The following is a 16,511-nucleotide window of genomic DNA, read 5'->3' as shown; positions in this document are numbered from 1 at the left end:
CTCATTTACCGGCTGAAGAGCAGCGCTCCCCAGGATTTCCTACAACCTTTACTACGTTTTCGCGACGAATCAGGGATACTTTGAAAATTGCGGCAGTATCCGTTAAAGCCGAATGATGTTCAACACATCACCGGAAAGGCTGACCTGGACCGGCGAGCCCCAAAGCGGGTCCCTGCGCAGGTCTTCAGACACCTTGTACTGCCCGGCGATTGAAATGAGTTCAGCGCTCAACTGCTGGCAGAAAATCCGTGCCTTGGTATCGCCCTTGATACCTGCCAGTGCTCTACCGCGCATTGGGCCGTACACATGGATGTTTCCATCGGCCAGAAGTTCCGCACCGGGACTGACCGGAGCAACCACTACCAGATCGCCACCCTGGGCATAAATCTGCTGGCCACCACGTACCGGCGCCGTGATTACGCGGGTTGGCTTGATGGTCGGTTCAGGCGGTTTTTCCGGAATTTTTTTCGGCGCTTCGGCTTCGACAGGGTCCAGCACGCGCTCACGGGCACCGGACGGCGGCAGCACCGGCAGATCGACTGCGATGGCGGCGGCGATGTCTTCGATGCGGTTGGCGCGGATCGCCAGGGTACGCAAGCCATGCTGGCGACAGATGCGCACCAGCCCCGGCAGGTCGACCGAGCCCTCGTTGGGCGCAAGTTTGTCCAGAGCCAGGATCAGCGGCGTGTTGCTGAAGAAGTTGGGCGCCTGCGCGACCTTGGCCGCCAGTTGCCGGTCAAGCGCTTCAAGATTGGTTCGGGCCAGCTCCATCACTGTGATGGCAAGCATGCTGCCCTTGAGCTGAAATACAGGTTCCGGGTTTTGCGATTCAATCTGGCTCATGGTCGGCTTACACAACAGCTTGTCGCTAAAAGTGCCGAGACTTATAACGAGAACGCCCGCAGGCCGCAAGCCGGTCGAACCGATGTAGAATGCGCGGCCTTTGTTCTGACGGAAGCCCAAATGGATCGCCCGCGCTTTAACGCCCGTTTCCTTCACCCTCGTTTCTGGCCGCTATGGCTGGGGCTGGGGCTTCTGTGGCTGATCGTGCAGCTGCCGTTTCGTGTGCTGCTGGTCATCGGTCGGCTGCTTGGGGCGGTCATGTACCGGGTCGCCACTGATCGAAAATATATTGCCTCGCGCAATCTGGAGCTGTGTTTCCCTCGGATGTCCGCCGCTGAACGCAAGCGCCTGCTCAAGGAAAACTTTGCCTCCACCGGCATCGCCTTCTTCGAAATGGCCATGAGCTGGTGGTGGTCGAAACAGCGACTGGCCAGACTGGCCCATGTCGAAGGGCTGGAGCACCTGCAGAACGCGCAACAGAAGGGTGAGGGCGTGATTCTGATGGCCTTGCATTTCACGACGCTGGAAATCGGCGCCGCGCTGCTCGGTCAGCAACACACCATCGACGGCATGTACCGCGAACACCGCAACCCGTTGTTCGACTTCGTCCAGCGTCGCGGACGTGAGCGCCACAACCTGGATTCGTTGGCGGTCGAGCGCGAAGACGTGCGCGGCATGCTCAAACTGCTGCGTGCGGGCAGGGCGATCTGGTATGCACCGGATCAGGACTATGGCGCCAAGCAGAGCGTGTTCGTGCCGCTGTTCGGCATCCAGGCCGCGACTGTGACGGCGACGAGCAAATTCGCCAAGCTGGGCCGCGCCCAAGTCGTACCGTTCACTCAGCAGCGTCTGGCGGACGGCAGTGGCTATCGGCTGGTGATCCATCCGCCGATGCAGGATTTTCCCGGCGAGAGCGACGAAGCCGATTGCCTGCGCATCAATCAATGGGTAGAAAGTGCTATCACTGAATGCCCATCGCAATATCTTTGGGCCCATCGACGCTTCAAGAGTCGACCAGCCGGTGAACCGAAGCTATACAGGAAGCATAAATAAAAAGCGTCGTTGATCACCGAGGTCAGTTGTAGATGCCAGAATCCGCCGTAGCGACACCTGCTGCACACGATGTCGAGCCTGTCACCGGGCTCATTCTTTCAGGCGGCGGCGCACGTGCCGCGTATCAGGTGGGAGTACTGGCAGGCATTGCCGATCTGTTGCCTCCCGGCTCACCCAATCCCTTTCCCGTTATCGTCGGCACGTCGGCTGGCGCGATCAATGCCGTGAAACTGGCCAGCGGCGCGCTGCACTTTCGTATCGCCATCCATCAGCTGACCGAGTTCTGGCAGTCGTTTCGCAGCCATCAGGTACTGCGCAGCGACTGGCCGGGGGTGATTCGGCAGGCCGGACGATTCTTTGGGCGCAGCATGACTGGCCTGGGTCGCAACATTCCGGTTGCGCTGCTCAACAGCTCGCCTTTGCGTGATCTGTTGACCGAACGGCTGGACCTTGGCGGAATCGAGGCGGCCATCGAAGCGCATCACCTGCGTGCGGTCGCCGTCACCGCATTTGGTTACGAGTCCGGTCAGGCGGTCACGTTCTATCAGGGGCGCGGCACTATCGAGCCCTGGCTGCGTCACCGGCGCGTTGGAAAGCCTACTCGGTTGACGATCGAACACCTGCTGGCCAGCTCCGCCATTCCACTGCTGTTCGCGCCGATCAAGCTTGAGGATGAGTACTTCGGTGATGGTGCCGTGCGTCAGTCGGCACCGATCAGTCCGGCGCTTCATCTGGGCGCCAATCGCGTGCTGGTGGTCGGCGTCAGTGGCAATCCGCATGGCTTGCACGCCACGAAGCTGGCCCCGCGTCCCACCAGTGGCGCGCAACCCAGCATGGCGCAGATCAGCGGCCACATGCTCAACAGCACCTTCATCGACAATCTGGAAAGCGATATCGAACTGCTCGAGCGGCTGAACATGGCCAGTTCGCTGATCAAGGACGAGGAGGCCCGGAGTCAGCCAGGACTGGCTCCTGTCGAGGTGCTGGTGATTTCCCCGAGCCGGCCGCTGGATGAAATCGCCGCCCGTCACCGCCGCGAGCTGCCACCTGCCTTGCGCACGTTCCTGCGCGGACCGGGTGCAACCAAGACCAGTGGTGCCAGCGTCTTGAGCTATCTGCTGTTCGAATCGGGCTATTGCAGCGAACTGATCGAACTGGGACGGCATGACGCGATTGCACAAGGGGCGGAGTTGAAGCGGTTTCTGCGACTGCCTTGAGTGGCTCCCCGGCAGGTTGGGTGCCTGCTGTTGAAATACCCGCTATTTCAACCGCCTGACCTGCAAGTCTCCGCAAGGCGGGCAGATCGATTACCGGTTCGTGAAAAGCGCCCTGCAACGCTACTGGCTGACCTGATGTCAGCCCTTGCCACTTTGACGGGCCGCCAGTGCGGCGCGCTCCAGTGCGTCGGCGAAAACCTGACGCTGTTGCGTGTCGAACTGCGCCAGAAACAACTCATCAACTGCCGCTTCGTAGATCGTCCACATGCGTTTACGCAACGTCCGACCTTTGTCGGTAATGGTTGCGACCGCACCCCGGCCGTCACTGTCGGACCGATGGCGTTCGACCAAGCCTTCGCTTTCAAGTCGGTCGATCAGGCGCGTCAGGTTGTAGCGCTCAATCGCCATGACGTCGGCCAGTTCATGCATGCGTCGCGTGCCCTCGGCACCGCTTTCCACGCCCCAGAGCGCGTCATACCACGCGTACGGAGGCAGTTCGGCTGCAGCCAGGCGCCGTTCGATTTCGCGAATCAGACAGCGGTGCGCCCTGACGAATCTGAACCACGTATCCGGTTCGACTGACGACATGAATCACCTTTCGCTGAAATTTGATTGGGTTGCAATTGTAACTGAGCACGAGATAAATTCAGGTATGTGATTGCAATTGCAATCAGATTTTCGAAGTGGGCGCTTATCCAGCGACCCTTCGCCATGGCGCCGAAAGGTCCGGCGCCCACTGCCGCATCACCAGTAGGAGACGACGATGGCACAGCAACCCCGGTATCTTGACGAGGATCCGCAGGAAACCCGCGAATGGATCGAATCGATTGAGTCTGTCCTTCACAGCGAGGGGCGCTCGCGCGCGCATTACCTGATCGATCAGTTGCTGGATTTCGATGTCGCGCAGCACGGCGACTTCTACGGCCGGGTCACGACGCCCTACGTCAACACCATCCCCAGTGATCGCCAGCAGCCTTACCCGGGCGATCTGCAGGTCGAAAAACGGATCAATGCCTTTATCCGCTGGAACGCGCTGGCCATGGTGCTGCGCGCTGGCAAGCACTCGGGTGTGGGCGGACACATCGCCTCCTACGCTTCGGCGGCGGTGCTTTATGACGTGGGTTTCGACCATTTTTTTCGTGGTCGCACCGAGCAGTTTGCCGGTGATCTGGTTTACATCCAGGGCCATTCTTCGCCGGGAATCTATGGCCGGGCGTATCTGGAAGGCCGCCTGAGCGAGGAGCAACTGGACAACTTCCGTCGTGAAACCGACCGCGACGGTATCTCCTCCTACCCGCACCCGCGTCTGATGCCAGACTTCTGGCAGTTCCCGACCGTGTCCATGGGGCTTGGCCCGATCACGGCGGCGTATCAGGCGCGCTTCATGCGTTATCTTGAAAACCGTGGTCTCAAGGAGCATCAGGGCCGCAAGGTCTGGGCATTCCTGGGCGACGGCGAGATGGATCAGCCCGAGTCGCAGGCTGCCATCGCACTGGCCGGGCGTGAGAAGCTCGATAACATCATCTTCGTGGTCAACTGCAATCTGCAGCGTCTGGACGGCCCGGTCCGCGGTAACAGCAAGGTCATTCAGGAGTTCGAAAGCCTGTATCGCGCCGCCGGCTGGAACGTGATCAAGGTTATCTGGGGCAGTGGCTGGGATGCATTGCTTGAGAAGGACAAGAGCGGTCTGTTGCGTCAGCGCATGATGGAATGCGTGGACGGCGACTATCAGAATTACAAATCCCAGAACGGCGCCTATGTGCGCGAGCACTTCTTCGGCAAATATCCGCAGTTGCTGGAGCTGGTCAGCGACATGACCGACGACGAAATCTGGAAGCTCTCCCGTGGCGGTCATGACCCGGAGAAGGTCCATAACGCTTACGCCGCCGCCATGCGGCACAAGGGCGGACCGACGGTGATTCTGGCTAAGACCGTCAAAGGATTCGGCATGGGCGAGGCGGGTGAAGGGCAGAACATCAATCACCAGTTGAAGAAGCTTGGTGCAGAAGCCGTCAAGGCATTCCGTGACCGCTTCTCGCTGGAGATCACGGACGAGCAACTGGGCGATCTGCCTTACCTCAAGCCCGCCGAAGGCAGTACGGAGGCGTTGTATCTCAAGGCCCGACGCGCGCAACTGGGCGGCTACATACCGGCCCGGTTCAGTGATGCACAAACCTTGCAGATCCCGCCACTTTCAACCCTGGAAACTCAGCTCAAGGGTACGGGTGAGCGCGAGATATCGACGACCATGGCATTCGTGCGCATCCTGTCGACGCTGCTCAAGGACCCGAACATCGGCAAACTCATCGTGCCGATCGTGCCTGACGAGTCGCGAACGTTCGGCATGGAAAACCTGTTTCGGCAGATCGGCATCCATTCCCACGTCGGTCAGTTGTACACGCCGCAGGATGCCGGGCAACTGAGCTACTACAAGGAAAGCAAGGACGGGCAGATCATGCAGGAAGGGCTCAACGAGTCCGGTGCCATCTCTTCCTGGATCGCAGCCAGTACGTCGTACGCCAACCACGGCGTGATGACCGTGCCGTTTTACATCTTCTATTCGATGTTCGGTTTCCAGCGTGTCGGCGATCTTGCCTGGGCGGCGGGTGATGCCCGGGCGCGCGGGTTCCTGCTGGGCGCCACGTCCGGACGTACGACCCTGATGGGCGAAGGTCTGCAGCATGATGACGGCCACAGCCATGTCATGTCCTCGACCATCCCTTGCTGCGTGTCCTACGACCCGACCTTTGCCTTCGAACTGGCGGTCATCATTCAGGATGGCATGCGGCGCATGTTTGCGGAAAACGAAGACATCTACTACTACATCACGCTGCTCAACGAGAACTACCCGCACCCCGATCTGCCCGAAGGCGCCGAGGCCGGCATCATCAAAGGCATGTACCCGCTGAAGGCCAGCGCTTCGAACAACGCTGGGCGACATGTGCAGTTGATGGGATGCGGTTCGATTCTGCTGGAAGTCATTGCGGCAGCCAGGCTGCTTGAAGAAGACTTCGGTGTGAGCAGTGAAATCTGGAGTGTCACCAGCCTCACCGAACTGCGCCGCGAAGGGCAGGACGTCGAGCGCTGGAACCTGTTGAACCCTGCGCAGGAACCGCGCATGAGTTACGTGGAAAGCTGTCTGGCGGACAGGGAGGGGCCGGTCATCGTTGCGACCGATTACATGAAAATCTTTGCTGACCAGATCCGTCCTTTCGTACCGATGCGCCGTTTCGTGGCTCTAGGCACTGACGGCTTCGGTCAGTCCGATACGCGTGAATCGCTCAGGCACTTCTTTGAGGTCGATCGCTATTTCGTGGCCTTGGCAGCCCTGAAGGCGCTCGCGGATGACGGCAAAATCGAGCGCACGCGGGTAGCCGAGGCGATCGAACGCTACAAGATCAACCCGCAGAAGCAAAACCCGGTTCTGGTGTAATGCCGCTTCCGTGTACAGCGCAGCCACGCTTCGCTGTACACGTGGACGCGCGATGCATCATGCCGTCAGACGGTCATCCCGGAAGTCGCGCAATGCCTGTTCGATTTCCTCACGGGTGTTCATCACGAATGGCCCGTACTGCACGATCGGCTCACGCAGGGGTTTGCCGGCAATCAGCAATACCCGTGCGCCGTCGGCGCTCTTGATCCGCAGCTCACCTTCATCGCCCAGCCGCACCATGCGGCTGGCGCCGATGGATTGTGCGCAGCCTTCGACCTCGATGCTGCCTTCGTACACATACAGCAGCGCACGATGGCCTTGCGGGATACGCGGGCTGATGTGGCTGCCAGTCGGCATATGGAAGTCGAAATACAACGGTTCGGTGTCAGGACGCTGTACGGCACCGACCTGTTGAATCCGGCCGTCATCGAACTGACCGGCGATCAGCACCACCTCGACGCCTTCCTGCGTGGTCAGGTGCGGAATATTTTCCGGCTGAATGTCCTGATAGCTGGCATCGGCCAGTTTGTTCTTGCCGGGCAGGTTCAGCCACAGCTGGAAACCGCGCATCACGCCTTCTTCCTGCTCTGGCATCTCGCTGTGAATGATCCCGCGCGCTGCGGTCATCCACTGCACGCCACCGCCTTGCAGAAGGCCGACGTTACCCATGTGGTCTTCGTGGCGCATACGGCCTTCGAGCATGTAGGTCACGGTTTCAAAGCCGCGGTGCGGATGTGGCGGGAAGCCTGCGATGTAATCGTCGGGTTTGTCCGAACCAAACTCGTCGAGCATCAGAAAAGGATCGAACTGCTCCACACCCTGACCACCAAATACCCGGGTCAGGCGCACACCGGCACCATCCGACGTCGGCTGGCCTGCCTGGATCGCCAGTACTTTACGAAACTGAGTCATGAAAAAAGGCACTCTTGTAAGGTAACAATGACGGCATGGTATGCCTGTTCAATCGATGGATGGATTTGAATAGTGGGGTGTATCAATCGAATTGATCGATGTTTGGAGTGCTCCGGGTGCTCCGGGTGCAGGTCCATGCGAGACACGTTTTAAACAAAAACGGCCAGCCCGATCACTCGGGCTGGCCGTTTTTCTACAGGTTTCGCTTATTCGGCGATCTGCAGCTTGCGCGACTCGGTGTAGACGTAGCGCACCTTCTCGTATTCGAACGGCGAGTTCAGCTGGCCGTATCGGAAGCTGGTCACATAACGCCTGTCAATGGCTCGCAACAGCATGATTTCCGGATGGTCATTACTGACGTCGGCTACGTTGAGGAAGTTGATCTGCATTTCGGCGGCGAAGTCGAACACCAGCCCGCCGGTATCACGCAGGTTGGACGGACCAAACAGTGGCAGCACCAGATACGGGCCTGCCGGCACGCCGTAGAAGCCCAGCGTCTGACCGAAGTCTTCGCTCTGACGTGGCAGGCCCATCATGGTGGCAGGATCCCACAGGCCGGCGACACCGATGGTGGTGTTGAGCAGCAGGCGTCCGGTGGTTTCCAGCGAACGCTGGCCCTTGAACTGGAACAGGCTGTTCAGCAGGTTGGGCACGTCGCCCAGGTTGCTGAAGAAGTTGCTCACACCACTGCGCACAAATCCAGGCGTAATGTAGCGATAGCCGTTCACGACCGGCAGGAATACCCACTCGTCGAAACGGTAGTTGAAGTGATAGACCCGGCGGTTCCAGGACTCCAGCGGATCGTAGACTTCCAGCGCGTTGATGGAGGCGCGCTCGAACTCACGCTGATCAAGGCCCGGGTTGAACTGCAGGGACTTGAGCGGCTGGGTGAAGCCATCCGCATCTACCTGGCGCAGGACGGTCGCCGGGTGCTCGGCCTTGTTGCTGGTGACCGCGTCAGCGGCGTGAACCGTACCGGCACAGAGCAGGGCGGCAAGGAGTAAAAGACGTTTAGCCACGGAAGAACTCCAGCATGGCGTCGCTGTTGACGCGGTAATTGATGTTGCCGCAATGGCCGCCGTAAGGATAAACGGTCAGGCGATCGCCGAAAGTCTTGCGCAGAAAGCCCAGATCACCCGAACCCAGAATCACGTCGTCTGCGTTGTGCATGACTGAAATCTTGCTGCTGTTGTGCAGGTAATCCTTCAGTGCATACAGGCTGACCTGATCGACCAGCTGCAGCAGGCTGCCACCGTCGGTGCGGGCACGCCACATCGGGATGACCTGTTCGGTCAGGTAGCAGTCGAAGTCGCACTGCAGGGCACGCTTGAGAAACGGCGTCAGGCTGGTGCCTTCAGTGATCGGGAATTTCGGTGGGGTGATCAGACCGCGACGGTTGATCAGGTCGGACGTGAACGCGATGTCAGCCGAGGAGAAGCGGAACGAGGTGCCGATCAGCATCGCCATCTGTTCATTGGTCAGGTGCTGCTTGGACTGCTGGAAGTCGAAAAGCAGGGCGTCGTTCAGGTCGATGTAACCCTTCTGGCGGAAGTAACGCGTCAACTTGGCCAGTACCAGTTCGTAGAACGTGGTGGTGTTGTTGATGCCCTTGACGTTGGTCTGGACCATTTTGTCGAGGTTGGTGATCGAGGTGTAAAGGTTGACCGGCGGATTGAGCAACAGCACTTTCTTGAAGTTGAAGCTGCGACGGGTTTCATCCAGTTGGCTGACGAACGCGGCGTTCAGTGCCCCGAGGCTGTAGCCGGTCAGGTAGTAGTCTGTCACTGGAAGTTGCGCCTGTTGTGCACGAATGGCCTGCATCACGCGGTACAGGTCTTCGGCGTCATCCTTGGAGATGCCAGGCGTTGCGAAACGTGAAGCCGAACTCATGAAGTCGTAGCTGGTGGGCGACGACAACTGAACGACGTGATAACCCGCGCCGTAATACAGTTTCTTCAGGAATTCATTGATCGTGCTGTTGTAGGGGGCGCCAGTGCCCGCGATCAGGAAGATCAGTGGTGCGGCGTGATCCTGTTTGGCCAGTCGATAGTGAAGCTTTTTTACCGCCCAGAAGTTATCGGGCAGGGTGAATTCTCGCTCAGGGTGCAGATTGAGCGTGTACACATCCTGATCGATGTCTTCGTCATCGGGCAGGTCGGGACGCAGGTCGGGAGGTGTTGTAGCAATGGTCGCTTCGAACGGATTAGTCAGCGGGTAGCCATAAGTGGCGGGGTCGACATTCGTCGCCAGAGCGGACGCACTTAAACACAGGCCACCAATAACGGTAGCGAAGCGCAGAAAACGGAGCATGACTAAATCCCTTGGGAAAGAAGTGCTGATGAGGTACGCAGGCTATGACAACTGGCGTAATGCCAAAGTGCCGCATTGCGAGTGCGAACCTTGTAAACCTGACGGAACAATACACGGTCTGTGGATTTTGCAATGCAGATCTGTGCTTTTTTTTCGAACAAGTCGAATTTGGTTCACGTCCGGCATGCCGACACCCTGTTTCAGGAGGCAGACTGACCTGTCAGAGGGGGTTTGAGGGCCGTTACGGGCAAAGATTCGACGATCTGGAAAATAAATCCCGAATGCCAGACAGCACAAAGGAGAGCCGGGGCTCTCCTTCTAATGTGTTTCACGTGCTCTTCTTATTGTTATAGGCGGTCTGTTGTTGTTTTTGGTGACCTGACCTTTACCGCGTTTCAGTGCGACCCCCATGCGGGGTCAAGAGCAAACGTATTTTTTTGAGCGCTGACTCGCTTCAACCCTTTGTCTGCACAACATCGGGGTCCAACCGGTTCTGGAGCTACCTGAGGGTAGTTTTATTGTTCTCTGTCCGATTGCGGGGCCTCGCGAGGCGAAGTCCCTGTAAAGCTGATCCACTCCAAAAAAATCTGTTAGCTGCGTCTCTGTCCGTGTTGTTCTTGTTATGTCAGAGCCGTTACGTCTTGTTTTTATTGGTTTGCTGCACATTTCTTGTTTTTGTTGTGCCTGAGAGATAGCAGTTGCCATGCCAACTTTTTAAAGTCATTAAAAAACAATGACTTGCTGAAAATAGGTGCAAATCGAAGCCCTGTCTTTTTGCGGTAATGTTTCCGTGTTACCCGAAAAGGCTTTCGGAAGTGAGTCTTCGGTAACACATCCTGTTTCTATGCCGGTGTGAACCTCGTCAAGACGTTTTTCGGAACGTGGTGTCGCTGATGGCTGTGTGATGTCGTTTCCCGTTGTCCCGGTGTCGCAGGCAGAGCATGCCGGATCGCGGAGCAGGCCGATGATCAGTGTGCGTTACGGTGCGTGCGTTGCGCGCAGGAGCGATCAAGACGTGCAGGTCGCAGCTCGCTCCGGATTCGGGTGGGCATGCGGCATGAAAAACAACGTTAACCCTGTCCGACAGCCGTCGGCGCAGGACTTCCGGGGAAGTGACGATGAAGATGCGAAAAATCCTGGGGGCGGGTGCCGCGCTGGTACTTGCTGTCAGCTCCACGCTGGCCCTTGCTGAAACCAAGACGCTGACCATTGGCTATGTAGAAGGCTGGTCCGACAGCGTAGCCACCACCTTCGTGGCATCCGAAGTGCTCAAGCAGAAGCTTGGTTATGACGTCAAACTGCAGTCCGTTGCGGCCGGAATCATGTGGCAGGCGGTGGCCACCGACAAGCTCGACATGATCCTGTCCGCCTGGCTGCCGAGCACCCATGGGGAGTATTACGCCAAGTACAAGGATCAGGTCGTCAACTACGGCCCCAACTTCAAGGACGCCAAGATCGGCCTGATCGTGCCGGAATACGTGAAGGCCAAGAGCATTGAAGACCTCAAGACCGATGAGTCCTTCAAGAAGAAGATCACGGGTATCGACGCAGGGTCGGGCGTGATGATCAAGACCGATCAGGCCATCAAGGACTACGGGCTTGAAGGTTACAAGCTGCAGGCCAGTTCCGGCGCGGGCATGATTTCCGCGTTGACCCGGGCCGAAGAGCGCAAGGAATCGATTGCCGTGACCGGCTGGGTGCCGCACTGGATGTTCGCCAAATGGAAGCTGCGATTCCTGGAAGACCCGAAGGGCGTCTACGGCGCGGCTGAAACCGTCGACAACGTCGCAAGCCTGGGCCTCGAGAAAAAGGCACCGGACGCCGTGGCCTTCCTGAAAAAATTCCAGTGGGCGTCGAAAGACGAAATTGGCGAGGTGATGCTGGCCATCCAGGACGGCGCCAAGCCTGAAGCGGCTGCCAAGGACTGGGTCGCCAAACACCCGGATCGTGTTGCCGCCTGGACAGGTAAATAACCGCAAGGCCTCTGTTTCAATGCTTTCAAGGCCGTCTGGCGTTCTCGTCAGACGGCCTTTTGTTTGCCCGCGATAAAGTTTTCAAGCGCCTTGAGCGTCTTCGCCTGCTGATTGAGAGCAGCATCACGAATCTACGACTAATGTCGTTCTAATACTAAGGTCGTCTGGAGTGCGCGCCGGACCTGACTAAAGTGGAATACGTGACATCTCATCTGTGCTGCGAGGACAAAAACAATGAACGACAGCATTTACCTCTCGATTCAAAACAGCCCGCGATTCAAGGAGCTGGTTTCCAAGAGAGAGCGTTTCGCCTGGATTCTCTCGGCGATCATGCTTGGGCTCTATGCCGCATTCATCCTGATGATTGCGTACGGGCCACATATCCTGGGTGCCAAACTGAGCGCGACCTCTTCTATTACCTGGGGAATGCCGATCGGGGTTGGCCTGATTGTCTCGGCATTCGTCTTGACGGCCATCTACGTGCGCCGCGCCAACGGTGAATTCGACGACTTGAACAATGCGATTCTCAAGGAGGCTCAGCAATGATCCGTCGTCTATCCCTGGCCATCGGCCTGTCTATCTGTGCGCCGGCCCTCATGGCGGCAGATGCCCTCACCGGGGCGGTACAGAAACAACCCCTGAACGTCTCGGCGATCGTGATGTTCCTGGCATTCGTGGGCTTTACGCTCTACATCACCTACTGGGCCTCGAAGAAAAACAAGACAGCGTCGGACTACTACTCGGCGGGCGGCAAGATCACCGGTTTTCAGAACGGTCTGGCCATCGCGGGCGACTACATGTCGGCGGCGTCCTTCCTGGGTATTTCCGCACTGGTGTACACCTCCGGCTACGATGGCCTGATCTACTCGATCGGCTTCCTGGTGGGCTGGCCGATCATTCTGTTCCTGATCGCCGAGCGCCTGCGTAACCTGGGCAAATACACCTTCGCTGACGTTGCTTCCTACCGCCTCAAGCAGAAAGAGATTCGTACCCTGTCGGCCTGCGGTTCGCTGGTCGTGGTTGCGTTCTACCTGATTGCCCAGATGGTCGGTGCCGGCAAGCTGATCCAGCTGCTGTTCGGTCTGGATTACACCGTGGCCGTGGTGCTGGTCGGTATCCTGATGTGCCTGTACGTGCTGTTTGGCGGCATGCTGGCCACCACCTGGGTACAGATCATCAAAGCGGTGATGCTGCTGTCCGGTGCCTCGTTCATGGCGCTGATGGTGATGAAGCACGTCAACTTCGACTTCAACATGCTGTTCTCCGAGGCCATCAAGGTTCACCCCAAAGGTGAAGCGATCATGAGCCCCGGCGGGCTGGTGAAGGATCCTATCTCGGCGTTCTCGCTGGGTCTGGCCCTGATGTTCGGTACTGCAGGCCTGCCTCACATCCTGATGCGCTTCTTCACCGTGAGCGACGCCAAGGAAGCCCGCAAGTCGGTGCTCTACGCCACCGGTTTCATCGGCTACTTCTACATCCTGACCTTCATCATTGGTTTCGGCGCGATCCTGCTGGTCAGCACCAACCCGATGTTCAAGGACGCGGCAGGTGCTCTGTTGGGCGGTAACAACATGGCAGCGGTGCATCTGGCCGACGCAGTGGGCGGCAGTCTGTTCCTGGGCTTCATCTCGGCGGTTGCGTTCGCCACCATCCTGGCCGTGGTTGCCGGTCTGACCCTTGCCGGTGCATCGGCGGTGTCTCATGACCTGTACGCCAGTGTGATCAAGGCAGGCAAGGCCAACGAGAAGGACGAGATTCGTATCTCTAAGATCACCACCATTGCGCTGGCGGTCGTGGCCATCCTGTTGGGTATCGCCTTCGAAAGCCAGAACATCGCGTTCATGGTAGGTCTGGCGTTCTCGGTAGCGGCAAGCTGCAACTTCCCGATCCTGCTGCTTTCCATGTACTGGAAAAACCTGACCACCCGTGGCGCCATGATCGGCGGCTGGATGGGTCTGATCAGTGCGGTCGTGCTGATGGTGCTGGGTCCTACCATTTGGGTGCAGATCCTGCACAACCCGAAAGCCATCTTCCCTTACGAATACCCGGCGCTGTTCTCCATCGCCATCGCATTCGTGGGCATCTGGTTCTTCTCCATCACCGACAAGTCGAAAGCGGCAGAGGGCGAGCGCGCCTTGTTCTTCCCGCAGTTCGTACGTTCGCAGACTGGCTTGGGTGCCAGCGGTGCGGTGTCACACTAAGCAGTACGCTTCATGAAAAAAGCAGCCCTCGGGCTGCTTTTTTTGTGCAATAAAAAGCCCCGCGGGTGAGGGCGGGGCTTTGGCAGGAACGTTATATTCTGCCGAGCAATACCAGAATCAGCAGAATGACCAGGATCGTACCGATCACGCCCGATGGACCGTAGCCCCAGCTGCGCGAGTGCGGGAAGACCGGCAGACCGCCGACCAGCAGCAGAATCAGAACGATGATAAGAATAGTGCCGATGCCCATGACGTGAGTTCCTTCTTGTAATTCCGGTTAGAGTTCCTGCAGTTAAAAGCTCTTGGCTCTGAAGCCTTGAGTTTTAGCTGCTTGAAACATCCGACTCTGGCCGTTCATGAAAGGTTCTATCGTCGTTGAATAAAATCTTACAATTTTTAAAAGTCATGAAAAACAATGAGTTGCGTCGATTATTTTTGGATTTGATAGTTCAAAACGGATTAATAAAGGGTGTTAAAAGATTGAACTAACGGGCGGTTTATAAATCCGCCCGCTCGATTCACTACTTCAAAGGTGTACCGATGATCTTCCGCCTGGCTGCAGATGCAGTTGTCACGTTTCACCTGCTGTTCATTTTGTTCGTGCTGCTGGGCGGCTTGCTGGTTCTGCGTTGGCCGTGGGCAGCGCTGTTGCACCTTCCTGCCATGACCTGGGGGGCTGCAGTCGAATTCCTGCATTTATACTGCCCGTTGACGCCGCTGGAGAATGCCTTGCGCAGCAGAGCGGGCGATCAGGGTTACGACGGCGGTTTCATCGAGCATTACCTGATCCCGCTGATCTATCCCGCAGGGCTGACCCCACAGATTCAGCTCTGGCTGGGCGGTATCGTTCTGCTGATCAACGCATCGGTATACGGGGCATTGCTCGTCCGTGGCGTGCGCAGGTTCAGGCGCGGATAACACACAGGTTTGCTCCGGGTATTCAGCGTTCTGATGTTGGGGTTGTCCGGCTCCGGCAGTGATTACACTCCGTCTATTCCTGCACATCACAAGGCATTCCGCTATGCAAAACCGCATCATGATTACTGGCGCCGGTTCGGGTCTGGGCCGTGAAATTGCACTGCGCTGGGCGCGCGAAGGCTGGCGTCTGGCGCTGTCGGACGTCAATGACGCCGGTTTGCAGGAAACCCTGAGCCTGGTACGCGAAGCAGGCGGTGACGGTTTCGTTCAGCGCTGCGATGTGCGCGACTACAGCCAGTTGACCGCCTTCGCTCAGGCGTGCGAAGAGCGTTTCGGTGGTATCGACATCATCGTCAATAATGCAGGTGTCGCCTCGGGCGGTTTCTTCAACGAGCTGTCGCTGGAAGACTGGGACTGGCAGATCGCGATCAATCTCATGGGCGTGGTCAAGGGCTGCAAGGCGTTCCTGCCGATGCTGCAGGCAAGCAAGGGCAAGATCATCAACATCGCCTCAATGGCTGCGCTGATGCAGGCGCCGGCCATGAGCAACTACAACGTGGCCAAGGCGGGCGTGGTTGCCCTGTCAGAAAGTCTGCTGGTTGAACTGCGTGATCAGGAGGTCGGTGTGCATGTCGTCTGCCCATCGTTCTTCCAGACCAACCTGCTGGATTCCTTTCGCGGACCTACACCGTCGATGAAGGCGCAGATCGGCAGGCTGCTGGAAAAATCCCCGATCACGGCCAGCGACATCGCCAACCACATCTTCGAGCAGGTCGGCAAAGGCGAGTTCATGATCCTGCCTCACGAAGAAGGACGCATGGCGTGGGAGCTCAAGCGCAAACACCCCGAGGCCATGTATGAGGAAATGACGGTCATGTGCGGCAAGATGCGCGCCAAGGCACGGCAGACAAATTGACGGTGTCCGACTGTTCAGCGTGAGTTTTTCAGCTTTTTTGACCCGTAGGTAGGACGTTTCCTTCAGTGCGCTCCGGCGCACGTGAAGGACGTTACTGATTTGCCATCATCGTATTGAAGCCCTCGATTCTGCCCTGCACCCTGACTCTTTTGTAACAACACGAGAGTAGAAAAATGCTGGTACTGACGCGGGAAATTGGCGAGACCTTTTCGATCGGTGATGACATCACCGTGCAGATCCTGGGTGTGAATGGCAATCAGGTCCGCCTGGGTATCGACGCACCCAAGGACATCAAGATCCACCGCGCCGAGGTGTTTCGTCGCATTGCCAACAAGCTGGCAGAGCAGCAGCCGGGATCGCCCGCTGCCTGATACTCAGTCGAAGAATTCCTTGGGCACGTCGTGCTTGAGCATCAACTGACATTGCTGGCTTTCCAGGTCGAAGAAAATCACCGCTTGTCCCTTGGTCAGCGCGTGCCGCACCCGCAGCACGCGGGTCTGCAATGGCGTTTCGTCGCCATTGTCAGTGCCTTCGCGGGTGACGAAGTCTTCGATCAGGCGGGTGAGGGTATCGGGTTCAAGCTGGTCGTAGGGGATGAGCATGGCGGTTCTCGAGTCGATAGCCGACGATGATAGTGCGGTGATGGCAGGTGTCGCAATTCATATGGCTGTCAGCAAGGCCTGCCTCGACACTGATCGTGCCCATCGCTCCGCGTGGGCATGCCTCCCGTGACGC

At 58.0% G+C, this 16,511-nt stretch carries 16 protein-coding genes; 9 read left to right on the top strand and 7 right to left on the bottom strand.

From position 1 onward, the window contains the following. Positions 1–102 precede the first annotated feature (102 nt). Complete coding sequence (minC, locus tag QRN20_RS03715; protein ID WP_004879392.1) at positions 103–843, bottom strand: septum site-determining protein MinC; 741 nt, start codon at positions 841–843, stop codon at positions 103–105. Positions 844–963: 120 nt separating this feature from the next. Between minC and QRN20_RS03710 the strand changes: the two genes are divergently transcribed. Both QRN20_RS03710 and QRN20_RS03705 read left to right on the top strand, forming a co-directional pair. Continuing rightward, positions 964–1,896: a lipid A biosynthesis lauroyl acyltransferase gene (locus QRN20_RS03710; protein WP_029241934.1), complete on the top strand. Its 933-nt coding sequence runs from the start codon at positions 964–966 to the stop codon at positions 1,894–1,896. Between the two features lie 32 nt (positions 1,897–1,928). Next, positions 1,929–3,113, top strand: a complete 1,185-nt coding sequence (locus QRN20_RS03705; protein ID WP_122613875.1) for a patatin-like phospholipase family protein — start codon at positions 1,929–1,931, stop codon at positions 3,111–3,113. 138 nt (positions 3,114–3,251) lie between these two features. Here the strand turns inward: QRN20_RS03705 and QRN20_RS03700 are convergent, their stop codons facing one another. Next, positions 3,252–3,701, bottom strand: a complete 450-nt coding sequence (locus QRN20_RS03700; protein ID WP_096766554.1) for a MarR family winged helix-turn-helix transcriptional regulator — start codon at positions 3,699–3,701, stop codon at positions 3,252–3,254. Between the two features lie 175 nt (positions 3,702–3,876). Between QRN20_RS03700 and aceE the strand changes: the two genes are divergently transcribed. Then, the gene (gene aceE / locus QRN20_RS03695) at positions 3,877–6,546 is read left to right on the top strand and encodes a pyruvate dehydrogenase (acetyl-transferring), homodimeric type (protein ID WP_088235752.1); all 2,670 of its coding nucleotides are present in this window, start codon (positions 3,877–3,879) and stop codon (positions 6,544–6,546) included. 57 nt (positions 6,547–6,603) lie between these two features. Here the strand turns inward: aceE and QRN20_RS03690 are convergent, their stop codons facing one another. The 3 genes from QRN20_RS03690 to mlaY form a co-directional block, all read right to left on the bottom strand. Beyond that, on the bottom strand, positions 6,604–7,458 hold the full coding sequence (locus QRN20_RS03690) for a pirin family protein (protein ID WP_058431944.1): 855 nt from the start codon (positions 7,456–7,458) through the stop codon (positions 6,604–6,606). A gap of 206 nt (positions 7,459–7,664) precedes the next feature. After that, positions 7,665–8,477, bottom strand: a complete 813-nt coding sequence (locus QRN20_RS03685; protein ID WP_043304726.1) for an MlaA family lipoprotein — start codon at positions 8,475–8,477, stop codon at positions 7,665–7,667. After that, positions 8,470–9,768, bottom strand: coding sequence for a lipid asymmetry maintenance lipase MlaY (gene mlaY, locus QRN20_RS03680; RefSeq protein WP_004879401.1), 1,299 nt, complete (start codon positions 9,766–9,768; stop codon positions 8,470–8,472). Before mlaY ends, QRN20_RS03685 begins: the two co-directional genes overlap by 8 nt. A gap of 1,118 nt (positions 9,769–10,886) precedes the next feature. Between mlaY and QRN20_RS03675 the strand changes: the two genes are divergently transcribed. From QRN20_RS03675 to QRN20_RS03665, 3 genes are all read left to right on the top strand, one after another. Beyond that, positions 10,887–11,741 (top strand): glycine betaine ABC transporter substrate-binding protein, encoded by an 855-nt coding sequence (locus QRN20_RS03675; protein WP_122466428.1) that lies wholly within the window; start codon positions 10,887–10,889, stop codon positions 11,739–11,741. 234 nt (positions 11,742–11,975) lie between these two features. Beyond that, positions 11,976–12,287: a DUF485 domain-containing protein gene (locus tag QRN20_RS03670; protein WP_004879410.1), complete on the top strand. Its 312-nt coding sequence runs from the start codon at positions 11,976–11,978 to the stop codon at positions 12,285–12,287. After that, positions 12,284–13,942, top strand: a complete 1,659-nt coding sequence (locus QRN20_RS03665; RefSeq protein WP_025992966.1) for a cation acetate symporter — start codon at positions 12,284–12,286, stop codon at positions 13,940–13,942. The genes QRN20_RS03670 and QRN20_RS03665 overlap by 4 nt, the downstream gene beginning before the upstream one ends. A gap of 91 nt (positions 13,943–14,033) precedes the next feature. On the opposite strand, the gene QRN20_RS03660 is transcribed toward QRN20_RS03665, so the two are convergent. Next, positions 14,034–14,192 (bottom strand): DUF3309 family protein, encoded by a 159-nt coding sequence (locus QRN20_RS03660; protein ID WP_004879412.1) that lies wholly within the window; start codon positions 14,190–14,192, stop codon positions 14,034–14,036. A gap of 290 nt (positions 14,193–14,482) precedes the next feature. On the opposite strand from QRN20_RS03660, the gene QRN20_RS03655 reads away from it, so the two are divergent. The 3 genes from QRN20_RS03655 to csrA all read left to right on the top strand — a co-directional run bounded on the left by QRN20_RS03655 (position 14,483) and on the right by csrA (position 16,147). Further along, entirely contained in the window at positions 14,483–14,860 is a 378-nt protein-coding gene (locus tag QRN20_RS03655) for a DUF2784 domain-containing protein (protein WP_029241927.1), read from the top strand. Between the two features lie 103 nt (positions 14,861–14,963). Next, positions 14,964–15,776: an SDR family oxidoreductase gene (locus QRN20_RS03650; RefSeq protein WP_029241926.1), complete on the top strand. Its 813-nt coding sequence runs from the start codon at positions 14,964–14,966 to the stop codon at positions 15,774–15,776. A gap of 173 nt (positions 15,777–15,949) precedes the next feature. Then, the gene (gene csrA / locus QRN20_RS03645; protein WP_004879419.1) at positions 15,950–16,147 is read left to right on the top strand and encodes a carbon storage regulator CsrA; all 198 of its coding nucleotides are present in this window, start codon (positions 15,950–15,952) and stop codon (positions 16,145–16,147) included. A gap of 3 nt (positions 16,148–16,150) precedes the next feature. On the opposite strand, the gene QRN20_RS03640 is transcribed toward csrA, so the two are convergent. Beyond that, positions 16,151–16,378: a YheU family protein gene (locus tag QRN20_RS03640; RefSeq protein ID WP_004879420.1), complete on the bottom strand. Its 228-nt coding sequence runs from the start codon at positions 16,376–16,378 to the stop codon at positions 16,151–16,153. Between the last annotated feature and the right edge of the window lie 133 nt (positions 16,379–16,511).

Source organism: Pseudomonas sp. fls2-241-TYG-175, from assembly GCF_030209155.1.
GTDB lineage: Bacteria > Pseudomonadota > Gammaproteobacteria > Pseudomonadales > Pseudomonadaceae > Aquipseudomonas > Aquipseudomonas viridiflava.
Note: the sequence above shows the minus strand (reverse complement) of the source record. Positions and strands in the feature narration are given on the sequence as shown.

Coding starts and splice junctions, on each gene's coding strand:
- aceE (WP_088235752.1), top strand. CDS start 3,877: ATGGCACAGCAACCCCGGTATCTTGACGAGGATCCGCAGGAAACCCGC.
- minC (WP_004879392.1), bottom strand. CDS start 843: ATGAGCCAGATTGAATCGCAAAACCCGGAACCTGTATTTCAGCTCAAG.
- QRN20_RS03640 (WP_004879420.1), bottom strand. CDS start 16,378: ATGCTCATCCCCTACGACCAGCTTGAACCCGATACCCTCACCCGCCTG.
- csrA (WP_004879419.1), top strand. CDS start 15,950: ATGCTGGTACTGACGCGGGAAATTGGCGAGACCTTTTCGATCGGTGAT.
- mlaY (WP_004879401.1), bottom strand. CDS start 9,768: ATGCTCCGTTTTCTGCGCTTCGCTACCGTTATTGGTGGCCTGTGTTTA.
- QRN20_RS03690 (WP_058431944.1), bottom strand. CDS start 7,458: ATGACTCAGTTTCGTAAAGTACTGGCGATCCAGGCAGGCCAGCCGACG.
- QRN20_RS03665 (WP_025992966.1), top strand. CDS start 12,284: ATGATCCGTCGTCTATCCCTGGCCATCGGCCTGTCTATCTGTGCGCCG.
- QRN20_RS03675 (WP_122466428.1), top strand. CDS start 10,887: ATGAAGATGCGAAAAATCCTGGGGGCGGGTGCCGCGCTGGTACTTGCT.
- QRN20_RS03655 (WP_029241927.1), top strand. CDS start 14,483: ATGATCTTCCGCCTGGCTGCAGATGCAGTTGTCACGTTTCACCTGCTG.
- QRN20_RS03705 (WP_122613875.1), top strand. CDS start 1,929: ATGCCAGAATCCGCCGTAGCGACACCTGCTGCACACGATGTCGAGCCT.
- QRN20_RS03670 (WP_004879410.1), top strand. CDS start 11,976: ATGAACGACAGCATTTACCTCTCGATTCAAAACAGCCCGCGATTCAAG.
- QRN20_RS03660 (WP_004879412.1), bottom strand. CDS start 14,192: ATGGGCATCGGCACTATTCTTATCATCGTTCTGATTCTGCTGCTGGTC.
- QRN20_RS03710 (WP_029241934.1), top strand. CDS start 964: ATGGATCGCCCGCGCTTTAACGCCCGTTTCCTTCACCCTCGTTTCTGG.
- QRN20_RS03700 (WP_096766554.1), bottom strand. CDS start 3,701: ATGTCGTCAGTCGAACCGGATACGTGGTTCAGATTCGTCAGGGCGCAC.
- QRN20_RS03650 (WP_029241926.1), top strand. CDS start 14,964: ATGCAAAACCGCATCATGATTACTGGCGCCGGTTCGGGTCTGGGCCGT.